The organism is Klebsiella sp. K47, assembly GCF_051858335.1.
Lineage (GTDB): Bacteria > Pseudomonadota > Gammaproteobacteria > Enterobacterales > Enterobacteriaceae > Klebsiella > Klebsiella pneumoniae.
Genome location: NZ_JBPYUI010000002.1, coordinates 56,656 through 79,404, shown reverse-complemented (window position 1 = coordinate 79,404; position 22,749 = coordinate 56,656). Strand labels below are relative to the sequence as shown.

At 58.2% G+C, this 22,749-nt stretch carries 20 protein-coding genes and 1 pseudogene; 12 read left to right on the top strand and 9 right to left on the bottom strand.

Annotated features, from left to right (window positions below; all coding sequences use genetic code 11):
- Window positions 1-34 precede the first annotated feature (34 nt).
- The 3 genes from RRF55_RS02125 to tolC form a co-directional block, all read right to left on the bottom strand.
- A complete protein-coding gene (locus tag RRF55_RS02125) occupies window positions 35-1,195 on the bottom strand; it encodes a glutathionylspermidine synthase family protein (RefSeq protein ID WP_004900674.1) in 1,161 nt (386 codons plus the stop codon).
- A gap of 5 nt (window positions 1,196-1,200) precedes the next feature.
- Window positions 1,201-1,872, bottom strand: a complete 672-nt coding sequence (locus RRF55_RS02120) for a DUF1190 family protein (RefSeq protein ID WP_002916849.1) — start codon at window positions 1,870-1,872, stop codon at window positions 1,201-1,203.
- 167 nt (window positions 1,873-2,039) lie between these two features.
- Window positions 2,040-3,509: an outer membrane channel protein TolC gene (gene tolC, locus RRF55_RS02115; protein ID WP_004150921.1), complete on the bottom strand. Its 1,470-nt coding sequence runs from the start codon at window positions 3,507-3,509 to the stop codon at window positions 2,040-2,042.
- 196 nt (window positions 3,510-3,705) lie between these two features.
- Between tolC and nudF the strand changes: the two genes are divergently transcribed.
- Genes nudF through parE form a run of 5 tightly spaced genes read left to right on the top strand, consistent with a single transcriptional unit; the run spans window position 3,706 to window position 8,110 of the window.
- Window positions 3,706-4,338 (top strand): ADP-ribose diphosphatase, encoded by a 633-nt coding sequence (gene nudF, locus RRF55_RS02110; RefSeq protein ID WP_016532683.1) that lies wholly within the window; start codon window positions 3,706-3,708, stop codon window positions 4,336-4,338.
- Entirely contained in the window at window positions 4,335-4,757 is a 423-nt protein-coding gene (locus tag RRF55_RS02105; RefSeq protein WP_002916847.1) for a DUF1249 family protein, read from the top strand. The genes nudF and RRF55_RS02105 overlap by 4 nt, the downstream gene beginning before the upstream one ends.
- 24 nt (window positions 4,758-4,781) lie before the next feature.
- Window positions 4,782-5,609 carry a 3',5'-cyclic-AMP phosphodiesterase gene (cpdA, locus tag RRF55_RS02100; protein WP_002916846.1) on the top strand — a complete coding sequence of 276 codons (828 nt, stop codon included), beginning with the start codon at window positions 4,782-4,784 and terminating at the stop codon, window positions 5,607-5,609.
- Entirely contained in the window at window positions 5,609-6,184 is a 576-nt protein-coding gene (gene yqiA, locus RRF55_RS02095; RefSeq protein ID WP_002916845.1) for an esterase YqiA, read from the top strand. The genes cpdA and yqiA overlap by 1 nt, the downstream gene beginning before the upstream one ends.
- A 30-nt stretch (window positions 6,185-6,214) precedes the next feature.
- A complete protein-coding gene (gene parE, locus RRF55_RS02090; RefSeq protein WP_002916844.1) occupies window positions 6,215-8,110 on the top strand; it encodes a DNA topoisomerase IV subunit B in 1,896 nt (631 codons plus the stop codon).
- Between the two features lie 73 nt (window positions 8,111-8,183).
- Here the strand turns inward: parE and RRF55_RS02085 are convergent, their stop codons facing one another.
- From RRF55_RS02085 to qseB, 4 genes are all read right to left on the bottom strand, one after another.
- Window positions 8,184-8,498 (bottom strand): putative quinol monooxygenase, encoded by a 315-nt coding sequence (locus RRF55_RS02085; protein ID WP_029602349.1) that lies wholly within the window; start codon window positions 8,496-8,498, stop codon window positions 8,184-8,186.
- Between the two features lie 81 nt (window positions 8,499-8,579).
- Window positions 8,580-9,161, bottom strand: a complete 582-nt coding sequence (locus RRF55_RS02080) for an NAD(P)H-dependent oxidoreductase (RefSeq protein ID WP_002916840.1) — start codon at window positions 9,159-9,161, stop codon at window positions 8,580-8,582.
- 106 nt (window positions 9,162-9,267) lie between these two features.
- The gene (qseC, locus tag RRF55_RS02075) at window positions 9,268-10,617 is read right to left on the bottom strand and encodes a quorum sensing histidine kinase QseC (protein ID WP_048333140.1); all 1,350 of its coding nucleotides are present in this window, start codon (window positions 10,615-10,617) and stop codon (window positions 9,268-9,270) included.
- On the bottom strand, window positions 10,614-11,273 hold the full coding sequence (gene qseB / locus RRF55_RS02070) for a quorum sensing response regulator transcription factor QseB (RefSeq protein WP_015958989.1): 660 nt from the start codon (window positions 11,271-11,273) through the stop codon (window positions 10,614-10,616). Before qseB ends, qseC begins: the two co-directional genes overlap by 4 nt.
- 150 nt (window positions 11,274-11,423) lie before the next feature.
- On the opposite strand from qseB, the gene RRF55_RS02065 reads away from it, so the two are divergent.
- The 7 genes and pseudogenes from RRF55_RS02065 (at window position 11,424) to RRF55_RS02035 (ending at window position 20,463) form a co-directional block, all read left to right on the top strand.
- Window positions 11,424-11,819 carry a YgiW/YdeI family stress tolerance OB fold protein gene (locus tag RRF55_RS02065; RefSeq protein WP_002916833.1) on the top strand — a complete coding sequence of 132 codons (396 nt, stop codon included), beginning with the start codon at window positions 11,424-11,426 and terminating at the stop codon, window positions 11,817-11,819.
- Window positions 11,820-11,896: 77 nt separating this feature from the next.
- Window positions 11,897-12,766, top strand: coding sequence for an AraC family transcriptional regulator (locus tag RRF55_RS02060; RefSeq protein WP_002916831.1), 870 nt, complete (start codon window positions 11,897-11,899; stop codon window positions 12,764-12,766).
- Between the two features lie 121 nt (window positions 12,767-12,887).
- Entirely contained in the window at window positions 12,888-15,146 is a 2,259-nt protein-coding gene (gene parC / locus RRF55_RS02055) for a DNA topoisomerase IV subunit A (protein WP_004181324.1), read from the top strand.
- A gap of 191 nt (window positions 15,147-15,337) precedes the next feature.
- Window positions 15,338-16,075 carry a 1-acylglycerol-3-phosphate O-acyltransferase gene (plsC, locus tag RRF55_RS02050; protein ID WP_002916826.1) on the top strand — a complete coding sequence of 246 codons (738 nt, stop codon included), beginning with the start codon at window positions 15,338-15,340 and terminating at the stop codon, window positions 16,073-16,075.
- A gap of 83 nt (window positions 16,076-16,158) precedes the next feature.
- Window positions 16,159-17,571 (top strand): cell division protein FtsP, encoded by a 1,413-nt coding sequence (ftsP, locus tag RRF55_RS02045; protein ID WP_004144547.1) that lies wholly within the window; start codon window positions 16,159-16,161, stop codon window positions 17,569-17,571.
- Window positions 17,572-17,604: 33 nt separating this feature from the next.
- Window positions 17,605-19,936 (top strand): annotated as a pseudogene (locus RRF55_RS02040) (YgiQ family radical SAM protein).
- Window positions 19,936-20,463 (top strand): GNAT family N-acetyltransferase, encoded by a 528-nt coding sequence (locus RRF55_RS02035; protein WP_032425253.1) that lies wholly within the window; start codon window positions 19,936-19,938, stop codon window positions 20,461-20,463. The pseudogene RRF55_RS02040 and the gene RRF55_RS02035 overlap by 1 nt, the downstream one beginning before the upstream one ends.
- Before the next feature lie 35 nt (window positions 20,464-20,498).
- Here the strand turns inward: RRF55_RS02035 and dkgA are convergent, their stop codons facing one another.
- Both dkgA and yqhD read right to left on the bottom strand, forming a co-directional pair.
- The gene (gene dkgA / locus RRF55_RS02030) at window positions 20,499-21,326 is read right to left on the bottom strand and encodes a 2,5-didehydrogluconate reductase DkgA (protein ID WP_002916796.1); all 828 of its coding nucleotides are present in this window, start codon (window positions 21,324-21,326) and stop codon (window positions 20,499-20,501) included.
- A gap of 145 nt (window positions 21,327-21,471) precedes the next feature.
- The gene (yqhD, locus tag RRF55_RS02025; RefSeq protein ID WP_004144551.1) at window positions 21,472-22,635 is read right to left on the bottom strand and encodes an alcohol dehydrogenase; all 1,164 of its coding nucleotides are present in this window, start codon (window positions 22,633-22,635) and stop codon (window positions 21,472-21,474) included.
- Between the last annotated feature and the right edge of the window lie 114 nt (window positions 22,636-22,749).

Here is a 22,749-nt window from a genome sequence, read left to right as displayed (position 1 = left end):
CTCCGGCGGCATTTACCGTCGCCGGAGCGCGGCATTATTCGACGAAAATGTGCGGATAGAAGCGCGACAGATCCTGGGTGATCAGCGCCCGGTCTTCGCGAATACCGATCCCTGCAGGCTGGTCGTTGATGAGCCAGCTGCCAATCAGCGTATAGCTATCGCCAAACTTCGGCAGCGGGTAAAACGCCTGCACGATGGTGCCTTCTTCCCCGTACGGGCCTTCTACTGCCTCCACCACTTTGCCATTTTCAACGATCGACACGTTAGCGCCTTCGCGGGAGAAGATTGGCTTAATGACGTACTTCTCCATCTCCGGGTGAGCATCTTCGCTGAAGTAGGCCGCCAGCAGATTAGGGTGATTGGGGAACATCTCCCACAGCATCGGCAGCAGCGCCTTGTTGGAGATAATGCTTTTCCACGCCGGCTCCAGCCAGCGGACGCCAGCGTCTTCCAGCTTGGTGGAGAACATCTCCCGCAGCATAAACTCCCACGGATAGAGCTTGAACAGATTGCCAATCACCTGATCCTGCAGATCGGTAAACTGGCCTTTTTCGCCCAGGCCGATATCTTCAACGTAGAGGAATTCCGTCGCCAGCCCCGCTTCAGCGGCGCAGTCCTGCAGATACTGCACGGTACCGCGATCTTCAACGGTATCGCGGCAGCAGGCCATATGCAGCAGCTGAAAGCCAAACTGCTCGCGCAGCTCGCCGAAGCGATCGATCAGCTTTTCCTGCAAACTGTTGAACTGGTCGCTGCCCGCCGGCAGCTTGCCGGCGTTGAGCTGATCTTCCAGCCAGATCCACTGGAAGAAGGCCGCTTCATACAGCGAGGTCGGGGTGTCGGCATTGTTCTCCAGCAGCTTCGGTTCGCCGACGCCATCCCAGGCCAGGTCGAGACGTGAGTAGAGCGACGGCTGGTTGGTTTTCCACGACTGGCGTACAAAACCCCAGGTGTGTTTAGGGATGCGGAATTTGGTCATCAGCTCATCGCTGGCGATCACTTTTTCCACCACCTGGAGGCACATCTGATGTAGCTCAGCGGTGACCGCTTCCAGCTTTTCCACCTGCGCGAGGGTCAGCTTGTAATACGCCTCTTCGCTCCAGTAGGGCTCGCCGTACATGGTATGGAAGTTGAAACCGTACTCGGTCGCTTTCTCGCGCCAGTCCGGGCGCTCGGTAATACTGACTCTTTCCATGTTGCTTAGCCGCCCATTGAGCGAGAAGAGGACGTTGAGCCTGCGGCGCTACGCTGCATGGTCGACTGTTTCGCTACCGACTCGCCAAAGCCGCCGCGGGTGACGGTGGTGGTGGTGGCTGGCTTCGGCGCCATCGCGGTTTTCGGCACGTTCATGGTGCGGCCCGGCTGGGCGGCGCCATAGCTCTTGCCGCTGGCGTCAGTGTACTGACCGTAGGCCGGGCTGGCCGGATTTTTCGAGCTGAACAGCGGCTGCTGTTGCGCCATGCCGCCGCCCATCAGGCGGCCCATCATGTAGCCGGCCATCAGCGGCATCCAGAAGCTGCCGCTGCTTTGCGCCTGCGCCTGGTTTTCCGGGGCGACGCCCGCCTGGGCTGGCGTCTGCTGGCACTGGCCTTCGCCAAACTCGGCGACGCAGTCTTCGCGGGTGGCATACTTCGGCGCAGTGCGCTCTGCCTCTTTTACCGCGTTGGTGTAGGCCGTGGTGCATTCGGCTGCTTTGCCCGGGTTGGCGGCGGAGCAGTCATCGGCGTTCTGGTACAGCGACACCGTTTCGTCGCTTTTTTCACAACCGGCGAGCATAAAGACCGCGGTGACGGCCAGCGCGACCGGCGTCAGATGGCGTGCGCTCCAGCTTTTGCGGAACGACGAATGATTAATATTTTTTGTCCGTTTCATATTTGTCTTCCAGGACCCAGTGGTATGGCGTGTGTTAACGCTCAGGATAGAGGATGAGTGGTGGAAAATGAAGCGAAGAGGGGCGCTAAGCGGGGGATCTTTACGTTGCCTTACGTTTAACGCATCGCCTGTCCGACGGACAGGCGATGCGCATCACAGTATGAGAATTACTGACGGAACGGATTGCTGCCGCTGCTCTGGGTGGTCCGTGCGGACGCCGGCTTCACCGCCGCGGTAGTGTTGCCGTAGCCATCAGCGGTGGCATCCTGTTGCGGATTTTCCGGCGCGACGCTATCTGCGGAGGTGGAGATGGGTTTACCCAGCGTGTTGTTCAGGGCGACCAGATCCTGCTCGTTCAGGGTACCTAACGCCGACTTAATGTTCAGCTCGTTGATCAGGTAGTTGTAGCGCGCATTCGAGAGCTGCTGCTTAGCGTTATACAGCGTAGTGGTGGCGTCGAGGACGTCAACGATAGTACGCGTACCCACCGAGTAGCCAGCTTCCATGGCATCCAGGGAGCTTTGCGCAGAGACCACCGCCTGTTTGTAGGCGTTGATGCTGCTGATGGAGGCGTTCACGTTGTTAAACGATGAACGCACAGTCTGCACGACGCTGCGGTGGGCGCTTTCCAGCTGCTCGCTGGCGCCGACGAAGTTGTATTGCGCCTGTTTGACCTGCGAGGTCACCGCGCCGCCCTGATACAGTGGCAGAGAGAAGTTCAGGCCGATTTGGTTCTGCCCGTTATCACTGTCGTTGTAGGCGAGCGGGGTATTGGTTTTCGAACCGTTGTAACGCGTATTCGAGACCCCGGTAGAGGCGGAAAGGTTCAGGGTCGGCAAATGGCCGTCCTGCGCCTGACGAATCTGCTCGCGGGCCAGGTCCTGGCTCAGACGCGCCTGCAGCAGCGACAGGTTGCGGTTCTCCGCTTCCTTCAGCAGGGCGTTGACCGCCTGCGGCTTGTTGGTTTTAAAGCCGTTCACGTTCAGGGAGGCCAGCTCCGGATAGTAATTACCGGTGACTTGACGCAGTCCTTCGACGGCGTTGTCGAGATCGTTACGCGCGGTGACTTCGTTCGCCAGCACGGCATCGTATTGTGAACGGGCGTTCTGTACGTCGGTGATCGCCACCAGGCCTACGTTAAAGCGCTGCGTGGTTTGATCCAACTGGCGGTAAATAGCCTGTTTCTGCGCTTCGGTATAGGAGAGCGTGTCGATGGCGGCCAGCACTTTAAAATAGGCCGTCGCGGTATTCAGAATCAGTGTTTGCTGATCGGTCTGATACGTGACATCCTGAATCCCTGCCGTTTTTTCCTGCAGCGTCAGGGCGCGCCATTTCGACATATCAAACAGAACCTGCGTTAACTGCAGCGAACCGCTGGTGACGTTAGAGTTGACGCCGTTGCTGTCGCGATAGCCATTGGTATAGGTATAATCCGCTCCCAGCCCAAGCTGAGGCAGTAATGGACTGCGCGCTTCGTTGATCTTTTCGAACGCGGCGTCACGATCGGCTGCCGATTTACGCAGATCGGGGTTGCTGATGCGTGCCTGCTGGTAAACCTGAAGCAGGTTTTCCGCCTGGCTCATGGCGCTGAACCCGGTCAGGCTCAGGCCGATAAGAATGGGGAGCAATTTCTTCATTTGCATTCCTTGTTGTGAAGCATTTAGCGCTGGTCTAATTCTAAGAAAAATTCCGCTGATTGTATCGATTCTGCCGCCGTAAAAAGTTGGCGTTACGTGCCATCCGGCGGTAATTTGCACCAATCTAACATACGGACCGTAAAACGGTAGCCAAACGGTTTGGAAATCCCTAATTTCAGATTCGCAGGACATGACAATGAGCAAACCCACGCAGCAGGGAATTACCTTCTCCAAAAATGATGTAGAAATTATTGCACGCGAAACGCTATATCGTGGTTTTTTTTCGCTCGATTTATACCGTTTTCGCCACCGCCTGTTTAACGGCGGCATGAGTCGCGAAATCACCCGTGAAATTTTTGAGCGCGGGCACGCCGCCGTCTTGCTACCCTTTGACCCGGTGCGCGACGAAGTGGTGCTGGTCGAACAAATCCGTATCGCCGCCTATGATACCAGCGAGAGCCCGTGGCTGCTGGAGATGGTCGCCGGCATGATTGAAGCGGGTGAAACGGTGGAAGATGTTGCCCGTCGGGAAGCGCTGGAGGAGGCCGGGCTTGAAGTTGGGCGGACGAAACCAATATTAAGCTATCTGGCCAGTCCCGGCGGCACCAGCGAACGGTTATCGATCCTGGTGGGAGAAGTTGATGCATCGACGGCAAAAGGCATTCACGGCCTGGCCGAGGAAAACGAGGATATTCGGGTGCATGTGGTGAGTCGGGAGCAGGCTTACCAGTGGGTAGAAGAGGGGAAAATCGACAACGCAGCCTCTGTCATCGCCTTGCAATGGCTGCAATTGCATTATCACAATTTACGAAATGAGTGGACAAAATGAAGCGTTATACACCTGACTTCCCTGAGATGATGCGCCTGTGCGAGACCAATTTCGCGCAGTTGCGCCGCCTGTTGCCGCGAACGGATGCAGCGGGTGAGAAGGTAAGCTATCAGGTGGGAAGCGCGCAGTATCGGTTAACGATAGTTGAATCGACCCGCTACACTACTCTGGTGGCAATAGAGCAGACTCTGCCTGCAGTGAGCTACTGGAGCCTGCCATCGATGACCGTCCGCCTCTACCATGACGCCATGGTGGCCGAAGTGTGTTCGAGTCAGCAGATCTTTCGCTTCAAAGCGCGATATGATTATCCTAATAAAAAGTTGCATCAACGCGACGAAAAGCATCAAATTAACCAGTTTTTGGCCGACTGGCTGCGTTACTGTTTAGCACATGGAGCGATGGCGATTCCGGTTTGTTAGCGTCGTTAAACCTAAGGACACCATTTGGAAAGCCTGTTAAACCTACCTCTGGCTGGTGAGGCCAGAGTCAGGATATTACAAATTACTGATACTCACCTGTTTGCTGAAAAGCATGAAACGTTGTTAGGCATCAATACCTGGGATAGCTATCAGGCCGTACTGTCGGCCATTCATGCCTCACAGCGTCCATGCGATCTGATTGTCGCAACAGGCGATCTGGCGCAGGACCACTCCTCCGCGGCCTATCAGCATTTTGCTGAGGGCATCGCGAGTTTTGCTGCACCCTGCGTCTGGCTACCGGGCAACCATGATTTCCAGCCGGCGATGTACAGCACCCTGCAGGAGGCGGGCATTTCCCCTGCCAAGCGCGTGTTTCTCGGCGATCGCTGGCAGATCCTGCTGCTCGACAGCCAGGTGTTTGGCGTTCCCCATGGCGAGCTGAGCGACTTCCAGCTGGAGTGGCTCGAACATAAGCTGGCGGAGGCGCCGGAGCGCTATACCTTACTCCTGCTGCACCATCATCCGCTGCCGGCCGGCTGCAGCTGGCTGGATCAGCATAGTCTGCGCAACGCCGGCGCGCTGGACAGCGCGTTGAGCGCCTGGCCGCGGGTGAAGCATCTTTTGTGCGGCCATATTCATCAGGAACTGGATCTCGACTGGAATGGCCGGCGCATGATGGCGACGCCGTCGACCTGCGTCCAGTTTAAACCGCACTGTGCCAATTTCACTCTGGATACGGTGTCACCGGGCTGGCGCTGGCTGGAGCTTCACCCTGACGGGACGCTGACCACCGAAGTGTGCCGCCTGGAAGGCGCCGCGTTTCATCCGGATATTGCTTCAGAAGGCTACTGATGGCGACGCTCCTTTATCTGCACGGCTTTAACAGCTCTCCGCGCTCGGCGAAGGCGACGGCGTTAAAAACCTGGCTGGCGCAGCACTATCCTGAGATCACCATGGTGGTGCCGGAGTTGCCGCCTTACCCGGCGGAAACGGCGGAGCTGTTGGAGTCCATCGTGCTGGAGCACGGCGGCGAGCCGCTGGGGGTCGTAGGGTCGTCGCTGGGCGGCTACTACGCGACCTGGCTTTCGCAGTGCTTTATGCTGCCGGCGGTGGTGGTTAACCCGGCGGTGCGGCCGTTTGAACTACTAAACAATTTTCTCGGCCACAATGAGAATCCATACACCGGGCAGCAATATGTGCTAGAGTCTCGCCATATTTACGATCTCAAAGTCATGCAAATCGACCCGCTCGAAGCGCCGGATTTACTCTGGCTGCTACAGCAGACCGGGGATGAAGTGCTTGATTACCGCCAGGCCGTTCATTACTACGCCTCTTGCCGGCAGACGGTAGAGGAGGGCGGTAATCACGCATTTGTCGGCTTTGACGATCATTTCACTCAGATTATCGAATTTCTCGGCCTGCGCTAAACGGCCCTGAACGACCTACGAATACACACCATGACGCAATCTTCATATAATGCTGATGCCATTGAGGTACTCACCGGGCTAGAGCCGGTGCGCCGCCGTCCGGGCATGTATACCGACACCACTCGTCCTAACCATCTTGGTCAGGAAGTTATTGATAACAGTGTGGATGAAGCGCTGGCAGGCCACGCCAAACGCGTGGAAGTTATCCTTCATGCCGACCAGTCCCTGGAGGTCATTGACGATGGTCGTGGGATGCCGGTCGACATCCACCCGGAAGAGGGCGTGCCGGCGGTTGAGCTGATCCTCTGCCGGCTGCATGCGGGCGGTAAGTTTTCCAATAAAAACTATCAGTTTTCCGGCGGCCTGCACGGGGTGGGGATCTCGGTGGTCAACGCCCTGTCAAAACGCGTGGAGGTCAACGTGCGTCGCGACGGTCAGGTCTACAGCATCGCCTTTGAAAATGGTGAAAAAGTGGAAGACCTGCACGTCACCGGCACCTGCGGCAAACGCAATACCGGGACCAGCGTCCATTTCTGGCCGGACGAAAGCTTCTTCGACAGCCCGCGCTTTTCCGTTTCACGTCTGACCCACCTGTTAAAAGCGAAAGCGGTGCTGTGCCCGGGCGTGGAAATTGTTTTCCGCGACCAGGTGAACAACAGCGAGCAGAGCTGGTGCTATGCCGATGGCCTGAACGATTACCTGAGCGAAGCGGTGAACGGCCTGCCGCTGCTGCCGGAAAAACCATTCGTCGGCGCCTTCTCCGGCGAGACGGAGGCGGTGGACTGGGCGCTGCTGTGGCTGCCGGAAGGCGGCGAACTGCTGACCGAAAGCTACGTGAACCTGATCCCGACTATGCAGGGCGGGACGCACGTTAACGGTCTGCGTCAGGGGCTGCTCGACGCGATGCGTGAGTTCTGCGAGTACCGTAATATCCTGCCGCGCGGCGTGAAGCTGTCAGCGGAAGATATCTGGGATCGCTGCGCGTACGTGCTGTCGGTGAAGATGCAGGATCCGCAGTTCGCCGGGCAAACCAAAGAGCGTCTGTCGTCGCGCCAGTGCGCGGCGTTCGTCTCCGGCGTGGTGAAGGACGCCTTCAGCCTGTGGCTGAATCAGAACGTGCAGGCCGCGGAGCTGCTGGCGGAGATGGCCATCTCCAGCGCTCAGCGCCGTCTGCGCGCCGCCAAAAAAGTGGTGCGCAAAAAGCTGACCAGCGGTCCGGCGCTGCCGGGTAAGCTGGCGGACTGTACCGCCCAGGATCTGAACCGTACCGAGCTGTTCCTCGTCGAAGGGGATTCGGCGGGCGGCTCAGCCAAGCAGGCGCGCGATCGCGAATATCAGGCGATCATGCCGCTGAAGGGCAAGATCCTTAATACCTGGGAAGTCTCCTCCGATGAAGTGTTAGCTTCGCAAGAAGTGCACGACATTTCGGTGGCGATTGGTATTGACCCGGATAGCGATGATTTAAGCCAGCTGCGCTACGGTAAAATTTGTATTCTGGCGGATGCGGACTCCGATGGTCTGCACATTGCCACCCTGCTGTGCGCGCTGTTCGTAAGACATTTCCGTACCCTCGTGAAAGAGGGGCACGTCTACGTGGCGCTGCCGCCGCTGTACCGTATCGACCTCGGCAAAGAGGTTTACTACGCGCTGACGGAAGAAGAAAAAACCGGCGTGCTGGAGCAGCTAAAGCGCAAGAAGGGCAAGCCAAACGTCCAGCGCTTTAAAGGGCTCGGTGAGATGAACCCGATGCAGCTGCGCGAAACCACCCTTGACCCGAATACCCGCCGCCTGGTGCAGCTGGTGATCAGCGATGAGGACGAGCAGCAGACCACGGCGATAATGGATATGCTGCTGGCCAAAAAGCGTTCGGAAGATCGTCGCAACTGGCTGCAGGAGAAGGGCGATATGGCGGATCTGGAAGTGTAAGACCGCACGCTGCGCCAGACGTAAAAGGGAGCCTCAGGCTCCCTTTTCTTATTCCGTTTCAGCGTCGGCGGGCTTAGACGCCGGCCTGCAGGATACGGATGGTGGTCTCCAGCACATCGCCTTTGACCGCTTCCGACCAGGCTTTCATGTGCGGGGTTTGCAGGTGTGCTTCAAGATGCGCGACGCTTTCCCACTGCTCGACCATGACGATAGAGTCGGGCGCCGTGGTCTGGAAGCTGACGCCGGAGGCATGATCCACCAGCGGGGCATAGCCGTGGCAGCCGGCCTCCTGCAAAACGGTCGGAATAATTTTCGCGAACTGATCGAGAACCGCCTGGCGGTGGTGCTGGCCCGGGCGGGTACGGATTTCTGCAATCACTGTTAACATGGTTAACTCAACTCCTTCTGTGTGGATCTTGTCATACTCCAGGTTCCAATAACTCGAAATATGTAGAGCATAGACCCCTAGTTAACCAAAAATTTCCGCCAGATGCTTGCGATATTCTGCGATATACCGCGGGACATCAGGCATTTTTATCACGTCGTTGGCGATAAAGGTTGGCAATGCCTCCATGCCGAGGAACTGATTGGCTTTATGGAACGGCAGGTAAACGCCGTCAACGCCGACGCCGTGGAAGAACTGGTCTTTGTCGGTGAAGGCTTCCATCGGCGCGTTCCAGGTCAGAGAAAGCATATATTTTTTCCCCTGCACCAGGCCGCCGGAGCCATATTTTTTGCTGGCGTCGGAGCGGGTACGGCCATCGCTGGCGTACAGCGAGCCGTGGCCTTCGGTAAAGACGTCATCCATATATTTTTTCACCGTCCACGGAGCGCCCATCCACCAGCCCGGCATCTGCCAGATCACCACATCGGCCCACAGGAAATTCTGTACTTCTTCTTTTACGTCGTACTCGCTTTCGGCGCGAACGCTTTTAACATCGTGCCCGGCGTCGCGCAGATAACTCTCCGCGACCTCGGTCAGGGTGTCGTTCAGTTGACCATTAGAGTGCGCGAACTTTTTCGCCCCATTGATAATCAGGATGTTGCTCATTTTTTACCCTCATATATGAAAATTTGCCGACGATCTTACCCCGCGAAGCGGGGCAGTAAAATGAGCAAAATGTGCAAAGTCTTTTGCCAAATGAGCAATAATCTCGCTACCAGTACACGTGGGCCTCGAAGCCGCCGTCGCGCGCGTTGGCAAAATCAACCTGCATGCCGTGCAGCGAGGCGATGCGCCGGACGATCGACAAGCCCAGGCCGCTGCCCGGCGCCTCCTGCCCCGGCGGACGATAAAAACGCTCGCCAATGCGCGAGAGCGCCTGCGGGCTAATGCCTGGGCCGTTATCGCGCACCCGGAACTCGCGGGCGTTGAGCGTGATATCGACCTGGCTGCCGCGAGGGCTATAGCGTACGGCGTTATCCAGCAGATTGCGCACCAGCAGACTGAGCAGCAGCGGCTGGCCGGTGCGGACGATATGGCTGGCATTAAGATGCAGGCGCAGCTCAATCCCGGACTGCTGCGCCGGGTGATACATCTCCATCACTGCCGACTGCAGCAGATCGGCGATAGCGACCTGCTGCACATCATCCAGTTGGGCGAGCGAGTCCAGCCGCGACAGCGTCAGCAGCTGATCCACCAGTCGGGTGGCGCGATCGATCCCCTGGTGGAGCTGATCCAACGCTTTCTCACGCCCTTCGGGATCGTCCAGGGAGAGTTGGGCGACTTCGGTCTGCACCTTCAGCGCCGCCAGCGGGCTGCGTAGCTCATGGGCGGCATCAGAGGTAAACCGACGCTCGCGCAGCATGGCGTCGTGAGTGCGTCGGAACAGCTGATTCAGCGCTTCGACCAGCGGGCGAACTTCGGCGGGGATCTTCTCCACGCTGAGCGAATCCGCCGAGTCCGGCGCGCGCAGGCGCAGCGTGCGCGCCAGATTTTTCAATGGCGCCAGCTCGCGGCTTAACAGCACGATGAGCAGCACGAACATCAGCGGCAGGGCAACCATCCACGGGGTGAGCTGCGAGGTCACGATATCCATCGCCATTTCGCGCCGGTAATCCCACTCCTGGCCGACGGCGATGCGGTAGCGGCCGTCGGCGGTGGTTAACCACAGGAAACGCCACTCGTCATCGTCGTCACGCAGATAGCCATCGCTGAATCCCTCGCGCTGCGAATTCCACTGAATATCCTCTCCGTTCTCGCCGTCATTAAGCACCATTTTGCCGTCGCGGGTGAAGATGGCGAACGCCAGCGCGTCGTCGTCGATGTGCCCGTGGCGTACCTTTTTCTTTTCCCCGAGCAAGGCAGGCGGGGCGCGCAGTTCATCGAAATGCATGGCGCTCAGGCGGCGAGCGAACAGCAGCTGCTGGGTATCGAACAGCTTATCCAGCTTTTTGCTGGTCTGCTGCCAGGCGATAACGCTGGCCATTCCCCAGGCGGCGGTGGTCAGTACGGCAAACAGCAGCGTCAGGCGCAGGCGCAGGCTCAGGCGGGCAAGTCGTTTCATGCGTCACCCAGGGTATAGCCGATGCCGTGGACGGTACGGATAAAGTCGCTGCCGAGCTTGCGGCGCAGATGATGGACGTGAACTTCCACGGCGTTGCTGGAGACCTCGTCGTCCCAGGTGTAGAGCTTTTCCTCGATAAGCTTACGCGGCAATACGCGCCCGGCGTTGCGCATAAGCAGTTCCAGCAGGGCGAACTCCTTCGGCTTCAGCGCCAGGCTTTCGCCGTCGAGGCTGGCGGTTAAGCGGTTCGGATCGAGGATCACCTTGCCGTGGCGCAGTTCGCTGCTGCTCTGGCCGTGCGCGCGGCGGATCAACGCTTCGAGGCGCGCTGCCACCTCAATCAGGGCGAAAGGTTTGCACAGGTAGTCATCGGCGCCCAGGCGCAGGCCCTCCACCCGCTGGTTGAGGGCATCGCGGGCGGTGAGGATCAGCACCGGCTCATGGCGGCCTTTATCGCGCCATTCGCGCAGAATATCGAGGCCATCGATGCCGGGTAGGGTGAGGTCAAGGATTGCGGCGTCGTAGGGGGCGCTGTATAAGGCATTTTTGCCCTCCAGCCCGGCGGTAAACCAGTCAATGCTAAAGCCCATTTTGCTCAGCCCGGCTTTGATGCCGTCGCCGATAAGCTTGTCATCTTCCACCAGTAATATGCGCATGTTTCCCTCCGACGATCCCGTTTCTTTGCGCAGTAAACCGCGTTGAAGCGGGTGATGTACAGCATTAAAATTTCTTTTCTCCGCTTAAGAAGTCGTTAAGTTTTGTCGGGCGTAATAGGAGCCATACCAACACAAAAGGGAGAATATAAGATGAAAAAAATTGCTGCGATGACCGCGATTATTGCTTTGGTTTCCATGCCTGTACTGGCCGCCGGGCAGGGAGGATTCACCGGACCGTCTACTACCACTACCACCCAGGCTGGCGGCTTCACCGGGCCGAGCGGCGCGGTGACCACCGTGGCGAACGCCAAGTCGCTGCGTGATGACACCTGGGTGACCCTGCGCGGTAAAATCGTCGAGCGCATCTCTGATGACCTGTATAAATTCCAGGATGCTTCCGGGGTGATCAATGTCGATATCGACCACAAGCGCTGGAACGGCGTGACCGTCGGCCCGCAGGACACAGTAGAAATTCAGGGGGAAGTCGATAAGGACTGGAACTCGGTAGAAATCGACGTTAAACAGATCCGTAAAATCGCGCCATAAGTCTCCGTCGGATAAGCGCAAGATCGGTCAGGAATCGCGATCCTCGCTCTGTCAGAGTATGTCGCGAGGAGGAGACGATGAACGATATTAAGGCCAGCCCGGCGTATGTCGGGCGCTTCCAGCGCGTCTGTAGGTACATTGCGCGCCATCTTGATGAGCCGCTGTCGTTGGAGACGCTGAGCGCGATAGCGCACAGTTCGCCTTACCATTTTCACCGGCAATTTAGCGCTTATACCGGCATTCCATTGTACCGGTATATTCAGTGGTTGCGTCTGCGACGCGCCTGTTGGCGCCTGGCGTTCAACCCCCGCGATAAAGTCATCGATATTGCCCTTGATGCCGGATTTCAGAATGCGGAGTCGTTCAGTCGTGCCTTCCGTACCGCGTTTGACCAAAGCCCGACCCAATTCCGTCAACAACCGGACTGGGCCGAGTGGCATCGACGCGTACCGAAACATACGCTACAGGAGCAAACGTCGATGGACGTCAACATTATTTCGTGCCCCTCCACCCGGATAGCCGTACTGCAACATCGCGGTAGCCCGGACCTTGTCAACGCCACCGCCGCGCGTTTTATCGCCTGGCGTAAGACGAGCGGACTATCGCCCGTCGCCACCAGCGATACCTGGGGGATCGCCTGGGACGATCCGCAGACCACCCCGCAGGAGGCATTTCGTTTTGATATCTGCGGTACGGTCGATCGGCCGGTTGGTGAAAACGCCTTTGGCGTGATTAACGGCGAAATCCCCGGCGGACGCTGCGCCGTCGTGCGCCATCACGGCTCGCTGGACACGCTGGCGAACAGCGTTTGGTTTCTCTATCGCGACTGGTTACCCGCTTCAGGCGAGACGTTACGGGATTTTCCGGTGTACTTCCGTTACCTCAATTTTGTCCATGAGGTGGCTGAGCATGAACTGCAAACCGATATTTATCTGCCGCTGGCCTGATTAAGCGTGACGGAATCCTCAGCCAATCTCACGGCCTGTGACTCAGGGCGTGAGATCGGGTATTATCGCGGGTAGTTTTGCCGTCCGAACGGTCGGTACCCAGATTGAGGATCCACGATTAATGAGCGATATGGCAGAGCGCCTTGCGCTGCATGAATTTACGGAAAATGCTTACCTGAACTACTCCATGTACGTGATCATGGACAGGGCATTACCGTTTATTGGCGATGGCTTAAAACCGGTCCAGCGTCGCATCGTCTATGCGATGTCCGAGCTGGGGCTGAACGCCAGCGCGAAATTCAAAAAGTCCGCCCGCACCGTCGGCGACGTGTTGGGTAAATATCACCCGCACGGCGACAGCGCCTGCTATGAAGCGATGGTGCTGATGGCGCAGCCGTTCTCTTACCGCTATCCGCTGGTGGATGGTCAGGGAAACTGGGGGGCGCCGGACGATCCCAAATCTTTCGCCGCCATGCGTTACACCGAATCCCGCCTGTCGAAGTATGCCGAGCTGCTGCTCAGCGAGCTGGGGCAGGGGACGGTCGACTGGGTGCCAAACTTTGACGGCACGCTGCAGGAGCCGAAAATGCTGCCAGCGCGTCTGCCGAACATCCTGCTGAACGGCACCACCGGCATCGCGGTAGGCATGGCGACCGATATTCCTCCGCACAACCTGCGGGAAGTGGCCAAAGCGGCGATTACGCTGATTGAGCAGCCGAAAACCACCCTCGACGAACTGCTGGATATCGTACAGGGGCCGGATTTCCCGACCGAGGCGGAGATCATCACCTCGCGGGCGGAAATTCGCAAAATCTACCAGAACGGGCGCGGCTCAGTGCGCATGCGCGCGGTGTGGAGTAAAGAGGACGGCGCGGTGGTGATCAGTGCGCTGCCGCATCAGGTCTCTGGCGCCAAAGTGCTGGAGCAGATTGCGGCGCAGATGCGCAATAAAAAGCTGCCGATGGTTGACGATCTGCGCGACGAATCGGACCACGAAAACCCGACCCGTCTGGTGATTGTCCCGCGCTCCAACCGGGTGGATATGGAACAGGTGATGAACCACCTGTTCGCCACCACCGATCTGGAGAAGAGCTACCGCATCAACCTCAATATGATCGGCCTTGACGGCCGCCCGGCGGTGAAAAACCTGCTGGAGATCCTCAGCGAGTGGCTGGTGTTCCGTCGCGATACCGTGCGTCGCCGTCTAAACCATCGGTTAGAGAAAGTGCTGAAGCGCCTGCATATCCTCGAAGGTTTGCTGGTGGCGTTTCTTAATATCGATGAAGTGATTGAGATCATCCGCACTGAAGATGAACCGAAGCCGGCCCTGATGTCGCGCTTTGGCATCAGCGAAACCCAGGCGGAAGCGATTCTGGAATTAAAACTGCGCCACCTCGCCAAACTGGAAGAGATGAAGATCCGCGGCGAGCAGAGCGAGCTGGAAAAAGAGCGCGACCAGCTGCAGGCGATTCTGGCGTCTGAACGTAAGATGAACAACCTGCTGAAAAAAGAGCTGCAGGCCGATGCCGATGCCTTCGGCGACGACCGTCGCTCGCCGCTTCACGAGCGTGAAGAAGCGAAAGCGATGAGCGAGCATGACATGCTGCCGTCTGAGCCGGTGACTATCGTTCTGTCGCAGATGGGCTGGGTGCGCAGCGCCAAAGGACACGACATTGACGCCCAGGGCTTGAGCTATAAGGCGGGCGACAGCTGGAAAGCCTCGGCGAAGGGCAAGAGCAACCAGCCGGTGGTGTTTATCGATACCACCGGACGCAGCTATGCCATCGATCCGATTACTCTGCCTTCCGCGCGTGGCCAGGGTGAACCGCTTACCGGCAAACTGACCCTGCCGCCGGGCGCGACCGTGGAGCATATGCTAATGGAAAGCGACGATCAGAAACTGCTGATGGCTTCCGACGCGGGCTACGGTTTCGTCTGTACCTTCAACGATCTGGTGGCGCGCAACCGTGCCGGGAAAGCGCTAATCACCCTGCCTGACAACGCGCACGTGATGCCGCCGCTGGTGATTGAGGATGAGTCCGATATGCTGCTGGCCATCACCGCCGCCGGGCGGATGCTGATGTTCCCGGTCAGCGATCTGCCGCAGCTGTCGAAAGGCAAGGGCAACAAAATTATCAGCATTCCGGCGGCGGAAGCCGCAGCCGGCCAGGACGGTCTGGCACATCTGTTTGTTCTGCCGCCGCAGAGTACGCTGACCATTCACGTCGGCAAACGGAAGATCAAACTGCGTCCGGAAGAGCTGCAAAAAGTCACCGGCGAGCGCGGCCGCCGCGGTTCGCTGATGCGCGGGCTGCAGAAAATTGACCGCGTGGAAATTGACTCGCCGCGTCGTGCCGCGGCAGGCGATAGCGAAGAGTAAGCGCGTCTCCTCCCGTCTTTGACGGGAGGAGACGAAAAAATGCCGCAAAATCGTTGTTTATTCAGGCGTTGCGATTAACAATGTCCATCATCAGGGACCCAGGAAGAACGGTCCCGGCCTGCGCAGAACTTGTGAGCCTGCCTTCTGCCAGCAGCGAATAATTCTAAGCGGTTTGGGTTTTAGAGGTAGCTATGCTATTCATTTTTCGAGTAATTTTCGTGGTCATTTATTGCATCGTAGTGTGCGTACTTGGCTGTCTGTACTGCTTGTTCAGCCCACGTAATCCAAAACACGTTGCCACTTTCGGCCATCTGTTTGGCCGTTTATCTCCGGTATTTGGCCTCAAGGTAGAGCTACGCAAACCCGCCGACGCGGAAAGCTATGGTAACGCGATCTACATCGCTAACCACCAGAACAACTATGATATGGTGACGGCGTCGAATATCGTGCAGGCTCCGACGGTCACCGTAGGTAAAAAGAGCCTGCTGTGGATCCCGTTCTTTGGCCAACTGTACTGGCTGACGGGCAATTTGCTGATTGACCGTAATAACCGAACCAAAGCGCACGGCACTATTGCCGAAGTCGTCAACGCTTTTAAAAAGCGTAAAATTTCGTTCTGGATGTTCCCGGAAGGGACCCGCAGCCGCGGCCGCGGCCTGCTGCCGTTTAAAACCGGGGCTTTTCACGCGGCTATTGCCGCTGGGGTGCCGATTATTCCGGTGTGTGTCTCGAATACATCGAATAAAATAAAGCTCAATCGCTGGAACAACGGTCTGGTGATTGTGGAAATGCTGCCGCCGGTAGATACCACGCAGTTTGGTAAAGACAACGTGCGCGCGCTGGCGACGCATTGCCGCGAGCTGATGGCCGCCAAAATCGCTGATCTGGACAACGAAGTGGCCGAGCGCGAAGCGGCTGGAAAGCAATAAGACAGGAAACGCCGCCAACGCGCGCGTATTGCTGGCGGGAAACGAATTCCCTTTTTCATTTGTCAGTATGTCATGGAGTTAATATGTCACTCAGTCGGCGTCAGTTTATTAAGGCTTCCGGCGTAGCGCTGTGCGCTGGCGCCGCGCCGCTGAAGGCCCATGCCGCCGGCCAGCAGCCTGCGCTGCCGGTTCCGCCGCTGCTGGAATCTCGTCGCGGCCAGCCGCTGTTTCTGACGCTGCAGCGTTCCCACTGGTCGTTTACCCCCGGCACCCGCGCCCCCGTCTGGGGGATCAATGGCCGCTATATGGGGCCGACGATCCGCGTCTGGAACGGAGACGACGTCAAGCTTATCTACAGCAACCGCCTGACGGAGAACGTGGCGATGACCATCCGCGGTCTGCAGGTGCCTGGCCCGCTGATTGGCGGCGCGGCGCGCATGATGTCGCCGAACGCCGACTGGGCGCCGGTGCTGCCTATCCGCCAGAGCGCGGCGACGCTGTGGTATCAGGCCAACACGCCGAACCGGATGGCGAAACAGGTTTACAACGGTCTGGCGGGCATGTGGCTGGTGGAAGACGAGGTCAGCAAGAACCTGCCGATCCCTAACCACTATGGCGTCGATGACTTCCCGGTGATTATTCAGGATAAACGGCTGGATAACTTCGGCACGCCGGAATATAGCGAACCGGGCAGCGGCGGCTTTGTGGGCGACACGCTGCTGGTTAACGGCGTGCAGAGCCCCTATGTTGAAGTGTCGCGCGGCTGGGTGCGCCTGCGCCTGCTGAACGCTTCCAACTCCCGGCGCTATCAGCTGCAGATGAGCGATGGCCGACTGCTGCATGTGATTTCCGGCGATCAGGGATTCCTGCCGGCGCCGGTTTCGCTCAAGCAGCTATCGCTGGCCCCGGGGGAGCGGCGTGAAATTCTGGTCGATATGACTAACGGCGATGAAGTATCCATTACCTGCGGCGAAGCGGCGAGCATCGTCGACCGTATCCGCGGTTTTTTTGAACCGTCAAGCATCCTGGTCTCCACGCTGGTGCTGACGCTGCGTCCGACCGGGCTGCTGCCGCTGGTGACCGACAGTCTGCCGGTGCGCCTGCTGCCGACCGAGCTGCTCTCCGGTACGCCGATCCGCAGCCGGGATATCACCCTTGGCGACGATCCGGGCATCAACGGCCAGCTGTGGGATCCGCAGCGTATCGATATCACGGCGCAGCAGGGGACCTGGGAGCGCTGGACGGTGCGCGCCGACCGCCCACAGTCGTTCCATATTGAAGGGGTGATGTTCCAGATCCGTAATGTCAACGGCTCGTCTCCTTTCCCGGAAGATCGCGGCTGGAAGGACACCGTGTGGGTCGACGGGCAGGTTGAGCTGCTGGTCTATTACGCTCAACCGTCGTGGCCGCACTTCCCGTTCCAGTATCTGAGCCAGACGCTGGAGCTTGCCGATCGCGGCTCGATCGGCCAGATGCTGGTGAATCCCGCGCCGTAATCTCTTTGACCCTGGCCGGCGCACGGTCAGGGTTTGAGAAAATCCTCCTTCATTTCCACTATCATTCCGGCTTATAATCCACGCCCTTTTGGTTATTTTTTTATCATTTCCCCCGGAAGCAATATGAGCGCAATATCCCTGATCCAACCGGATCGTGACCTTTTTTCCTGGCCGCAATACTGGGCTGCCTGTTTTGGCCCTGCGCCCTTTTTACCGATGTCGCGTGAAGAGATGGATCAACTTGGCTGGGATAGCTGCGACATTATTCTGGTCACCGGCGACGCCTATGTCGACCACCCGAGCTTCGGGATGGCTATCTGCGGCCGCATGCTGGAAGCGCAGGGTTTCCGGGTAGGGATCATCTCCCAGCCGGACTGGAACAGCAAAGACGACTTTATGCGTCTGGGCAAACCGAACCTGTTCTTCGGCGTGACCGCCGGCAACATGGACTCAATGATCAACCGTTACACCGCCGACCGTAAACTACGTCATGACGATGCCTATACGGCGGGTAACGTGGCGGGCAAACGTCCGGACCGCGCTACCCTCGTCTACACCCAGCGCTGTAAAGAGGCGTGGAAAGATGTGCCGGTGATCCTCGGCGGCATCGAAGCCAGCCTGCGTCGTACCGCCCACTATGATTACTGGTCCGACACCGTGCGCCGCTCGGTGCTGGTGGACTCCAAGGCCGATATGCTGATGTTCGGCAACGGCGAGCGTCCGCTGGTGGAAGTGGCTCATCGCCTGGCGATGGGCGAAACCATCGACCAGATCCGCGATGTGCGCAATACCGCCATCATGGTGAAAGAGGCGCTGCCGGGCTGGAGCGGCGTGGACTCCACCCGTCTGGATACGCCCGGTAAAATTGACCCCATCCCGCATCCGTACGGTGAAGATCTGCCGTGCGCCGATAACAAACCGGTCGCGCCGAAAAAACAGGAAGCGAAAAGCATTACTGTGCAACCGCCGCGGCCCAAACCGTGGGAAAAAACCTATGTGCTGCTGCCTTCCTTCGAGAAGGTGAAAGGCGATAAGGTCCTGTACGCTCACGCCTCGCGCATTTTGCACCACGAAACCAACCCCGGCTGCGCCCGGGCGCTGATGCAAAAGCACGGCGAGCGCTACATCTGGATCAACCCGCCGGCAATCCCGCTCTCCACCGAAGAGATGGACAGCGTCTTCGCGCTGCCGTACAAGCGGGTGCCGCATCCTTCCTATGGCGATGCGCGTATTCCGGCGTATGAGATGATCCGCTTCTCAATCAACATCATGCGCGGCTGCTTCGGCGGCTGTTCGTTCTGCTCGATCACCGAGCACGAAGGACGCATAATCCAGAGCCGTTCTGAGGATTCGATCATTAATGAGATCGAAGCCATTCGCGACACCGTGCCCGGCTTTACCGGGGTGATCTCCGATCTCGGCGGGCCAACGGCCAACATGTATATGCTGCGCTGTAAATCGCCGCGCGCTGAGCAGACCTGCCGCCGTCTCTCCTGCGTCTATCCGGATATTTGCCCGCACATGGATACCAACCATGAGCCGACGATCAATCTTTATCGCCGCGCTCGCGAGCTGAAGGGCATCAAGAAGATCCTTATCGCCTCCGGGGTACGCTATGACATCGCGGTCGAAGATCCGCGCTATATCAAAGAGCTGGCGACCCACCACGTCGGCGGCTATCTGAAGATCGCCCCGGAGCATACCGAAGAGGGACCGCTGTCGAAGATGATGAAGCCGGGAATGGGCAGCTACGACCGCTTTAAAGAGCTGTTCGACACCTATTCGAAGCAGGCGGGTAAAGAGCAGTATCTGATCCCGTACTTTATCTCCGCTCATCCGGGGACCCGTGATGAAGATATGGTGAACCTGGCGCTGTGGCTGAAGAAGCATCGCTTCCGCCTCGACCAGGTGCAGAACTTCTATCCGTCGCCGCTGGCGAACTCGACCACCATGTATTACACCGGCAAGAACCCGCTGGGTAAAATTGGTTATAAGAGCGAAGAGGTGGTGGTGCCGAAGGGCGATAAACAGCGCCGTCTGCACAAAGCGCTGCTCCGCTACCACGATCCGGCAAACTGGCCGCTGATCCGTCAGGCGCTGGAGGCGATGGGCAAGAAGCACCTGATTGGCTCCCGTCGCGACTGCCTGGTGCCAGCGCCAACCCTGGACGAAATGCGTGAAGCGCGTCGCCAGAACCGCCATACTCGTCCGGCGCTGACCAAGCACACGCCGATCGCCCATCAGCGCCAGACGCCTGCCGCTGCTGGCGCGAAAAAACGCGTTAAGCCGAAGGCCGTATCACGCTAAGCGGCTGGCCCGGCGGGATCGCTCGCCGGGAACATCTGTGAAAAAAGGAGAGAGGTGATGACGCCGGTCATCCTGTCGCGACAACAACTGGACCAGCTCTGGGAGATAGACCGCAGCGAAATTATCGATACGCTCTACCGTCTCGATAACGGTCAGCTGCGGGCTTATCGGGAATATTATGACGTGCGTGGCTGGGACCCTCACGATCGTCAGGTTTATACTCCGATTCACGAGGCCTGTTACGATCGCGGCGGTATTTTTTTCGCCTTTTTTGACGATGAGCAGATGATTGCCGCAGCGGCGCTGGATACGCTGCCTCGCGGCATGAATGGCGAGCTGCGCCAGCTATTATTCTTTTATGTCGGGGCGGGAAAGCGCGGCCAGGGCTGGGGGCGGCGACTGTTTCAGTATGCCCTGTACCAGCTGCCAGAAATGGGGGCGTCCGGCCTCTATATCTCGTCGATCCCCAACAAAAACACCGTCGATTTTTATCTGGCTCAGGGATGTCGCTTAGCGGATAAGCCCGACCCGGCGCTGTTTGCGCTGGAGCCAGAGGATATTCATCTGGTCTACGATCGCCTTTAACGCCGAGGCGCTAAAGGCGATGGCAAGAGAGAGCATTATCCGCCGAACTGATCCGGGTCAGGACCGAGACGTTTACCCTGGTCCAGCTTCGCGATCGCTCCCAGCTCATCTTTGTCGAGACGGAAGTCCCAGACGTCAAAGTTTTCCGCGATACGCGACGGCGTGACGGATTTCGGGATCACCACCAGACCGCTATCAAGATGCCAGCGGATGACGATTTGCGCCGGCGTTTTGCCGTACTTATCGGCGAGCTGGTGGATGACTTTTTGATCGAAGACGCCTTCGCCGCCCTGGGCCAGCGGGCTCCAGGATTCGGTCTGGATCTTGTGGGTGGCGTTCCACGCGTGCAGCTGACGCTGCTGCATAAGTGGATGGAGTTCTATCTGATTGATCACCGGGGCGACGCCGGTTTCATCAATCAGCTTCTGCAGATGCGGTACCTGGAAATTACACACGCCAATGCTTTTGGTCAGCCCCTGCTGCTGCAGCTCGATCAACGCCTGCCAGGCCTCGACGTAATGGCCGATAGCCGGTACCGGCCAGTGGATTAAATAGAGATCCACATAGTCCAGCTTCAGTTTGCTGAGGCTCTCTTTCAGCGCCTCGTGCGGCCGTTTTTGATCGTCGTTCCACAGCTTGGTGGTGATGAAGAGCTCATCGCGGTTGACGCCAGCGCTGTGCAGCGCATTGCCGACGCCGGTCTCATTTTGGTACGCGGCGGCGGTGTCAAAAGAGCGATAACCGACTTCCAGCGCCTTATGAATGGCGGAGACGACTTCCTCGTTGCCAGCTTTCCACACGCCGAGACCCAGCTGCGGCATCAGGTTGCCGTCGTGCAGTTTTATAACGGTTGGATGTGTCATGCCTTCCTCCTGTTAATGAACTCGGCGAAGCAGGATCCGCCGAGGGGTAGCATTAAGTCTGGACGAAATAGCTAAAAACGGTAGTAAAAACACCTCTCCCCGGCGTTTGTTTAACGTAAGGAGAGGTGAATCAGGCGGGGAGCGCTTAGCGTGCAGCCTCGTAAATACGGCGGCTGACGTCCAGGGTGATATCCTGATGTTCGCCAAGTTTAGTCATGCCGTGCTCTTCCAGTTTCGCCAGCAGCGCCGGGATGGAGCTACCGTCGAGACCGTAATCGGAAAGGCGGGTCGGCACGCCCATCTGCTCGAAGAACTGACGCGTTGCGGCGATGGCGGCATCGATACGTTGGTCGTCAGAGCCTTCGGTAATATTCCACACGCGCTCGGCATACTGCAGCAGCTTCTCGCGCTTGGCATCGCGTTTCTCATTCCACAGCGCCGGCAGCACGATAGCCAGCGTCTGGGCGTGATCCAGGCCGTGCATCGCCGTCAGCTCGTGGCCGAGCATATGCGTCGCCCAGTCCTGTGGCACGCCTGCGCCGATCAGGCCGTTCAGCGCCTGCGTCGCCGCCCACATAATATTGGCGCGCACGTTATAGTTCTCCGGTTCCTGCAGGGCTTTCGGGCCATCCTCGATCAGGGTCAGGAGAATGCCTTCGGCGAAGCGGTCCTGGATTTTGCCGTCTACCGGGTAGGTCACGTACTGCTCGACGGTATGGACGAAGGCGTCAACCACGCCGTTCGCGACCTGGCGCGGCGGCAGGGTGTAGGTATAAACCGGATCGAGGATCGCGAACTGCGGCTGGACGTGCGAAGACATAAACGCGCGTTTGTCGCCGGTGGTTTTCCGCGATATGACCGCGCCTTTGTTGGATTCAGAACCAGTCGCCGGCAGAGTCAGTACCGAGCCCATTGGAATGGCGCTGGCAATTTTGCTGCCATAGGTTTCCAGAATTTCCCACGGATCGATATCCGCGTCGTAGTGGGCTGCTGCAGCGATAAACTTGGTGCCATCCAGCACCGAACCGCCGCCGACCGCCAGCAGGAAGGTCACTTTCTCTTCCCGGGCGAGTTTCACCGCATTCATCAGGGTTTCGTAAGACGGGTTCGGCTCGATGCCGCCAAATTCAAGGACATCCAGGCCATTCAGAGCGGTGAGGACCTGATCCAGGACGCCTGTTTTTTTGACGCTGCCGCCGCCGTAGGTGATCAGTACGCGGGCTTCCGCCGGGATCTGTTCACGCAGCTTTTCAATCGCGCCTTTGCCAAACAGAATGCGGGTTGGGGTATGCAGGTCGAAATTATTCATTGCTTAAGTCCTCCAAAGAGTAAAACCGTCGACAGGGACGATACCGCTGCCCGATGAAGGTTATTGTGGTCCTGGCGCCGTTGACCCTCAATGCACATTCCTGCCGATGTCTTG

Excerpts from the sequence above, each read along its gene's own strand:
- RRF55_RS02060 (WP_002916831.1), top strand. The coding sequence starts at position 11,897 with ATGAACGATATTAAGGCCAGCCCGGCGTATGTCGGGCGCTTCCAGCGC.
- ftsP (WP_004144547.1), top strand. The coding sequence starts at position 16,159 with ATGTCACTCAGTCGGCGTCAGTTTATTAAGGCTTCCGGCGTAGCGCTG.
- RRF55_RS02120 (WP_002916849.1), bottom strand. The coding sequence starts at position 1,872 with ATGAAACGGACAAAAAATATTAATCATTCGTCGTTCCGCAAAAGCTGG.
- parC (WP_004181324.1), top strand. The coding sequence starts at position 12,888 with ATGAGCGATATGGCAGAGCGCCTTGCGCTGCATGAATTTACGGAAAAT.
- dkgA (WP_002916796.1), bottom strand. The coding sequence starts at position 21,326 with ATGACACATCCAACCGTTATAAAACTGCACGACGGCAACCTGATGCCG.
- RRF55_RS02080 (WP_002916840.1), bottom strand. The coding sequence starts at position 9,161 with ATGAGCAACATCCTGATTATCAATGGGGCGAAAAAGTTCGCGCACTCT.
- RRF55_RS02085 (WP_029602349.1), bottom strand. The coding sequence starts at position 8,498 with ATGTTAACAGTGATTGCAGAAATCCGTACCCGCCCGGGCCAGCACCAC.
- yqiA (WP_002916845.1), top strand. The coding sequence starts at position 5,609 with ATGGCGACGCTCCTTTATCTGCACGGCTTTAACAGCTCTCCGCGCTCG.
- yqhD (WP_004144551.1), bottom strand. The coding sequence starts at position 22,635 with ATGAATAATTTCGACCTGCATACCCCAACCCGCATTCTGTTTGGCAAA.
- tolC (WP_004150921.1), bottom strand. The coding sequence starts at position 3,509 with ATGAAGAAATTGCTCCCCATTCTTATCGGCCTGAGCCTGACCGGGTTC.
- RRF55_RS02035 (WP_032425253.1), top strand. The coding sequence starts at position 19,936 with ATGACGCCGGTCATCCTGTCGCGACAACAACTGGACCAGCTCTGGGAG.
- qseC (WP_048333140.1), bottom strand. The coding sequence starts at position 10,617 with ATGAAACGACTTGCCCGCCTGAGCCTGCGCCTGCGCCTGACGCTGCTG.
- RRF55_RS02105 (WP_002916847.1), top strand. The coding sequence starts at position 4,335 with ATGAAGCGTTATACACCTGACTTCCCTGAGATGATGCGCCTGTGCGAG.
- RRF55_RS02125 (WP_004900674.1), bottom strand. The coding sequence starts at position 1,195 with ATGGAAAGAGTCAGTATTACCGAGCGCCCGGACTGGCGCGAGAAAGCG.
- nudF (WP_016532683.1), top strand. The coding sequence starts at position 3,706 with ATGAGCAAACCCACGCAGCAGGGAATTACCTTCTCCAAAAATGATGTA.
- plsC (WP_002916826.1), top strand. The coding sequence starts at position 15,338 with ATGCTATTCATTTTTCGAGTAATTTTCGTGGTCATTTATTGCATCGTA.
- qseB (WP_015958989.1), bottom strand. The coding sequence starts at position 11,273 with ATGCGCATATTACTGGTGGAAGATGACAAGCTTATCGGCGACGGCATC.
- RRF55_RS02065 (WP_002916833.1), top strand. The coding sequence starts at position 11,424 with ATGAAAAAAATTGCTGCGATGACCGCGATTATTGCTTTGGTTTCCATG.
- parE (WP_002916844.1), top strand. The coding sequence starts at position 6,215 with ATGACGCAATCTTCATATAATGCTGATGCCATTGAGGTACTCACCGGG.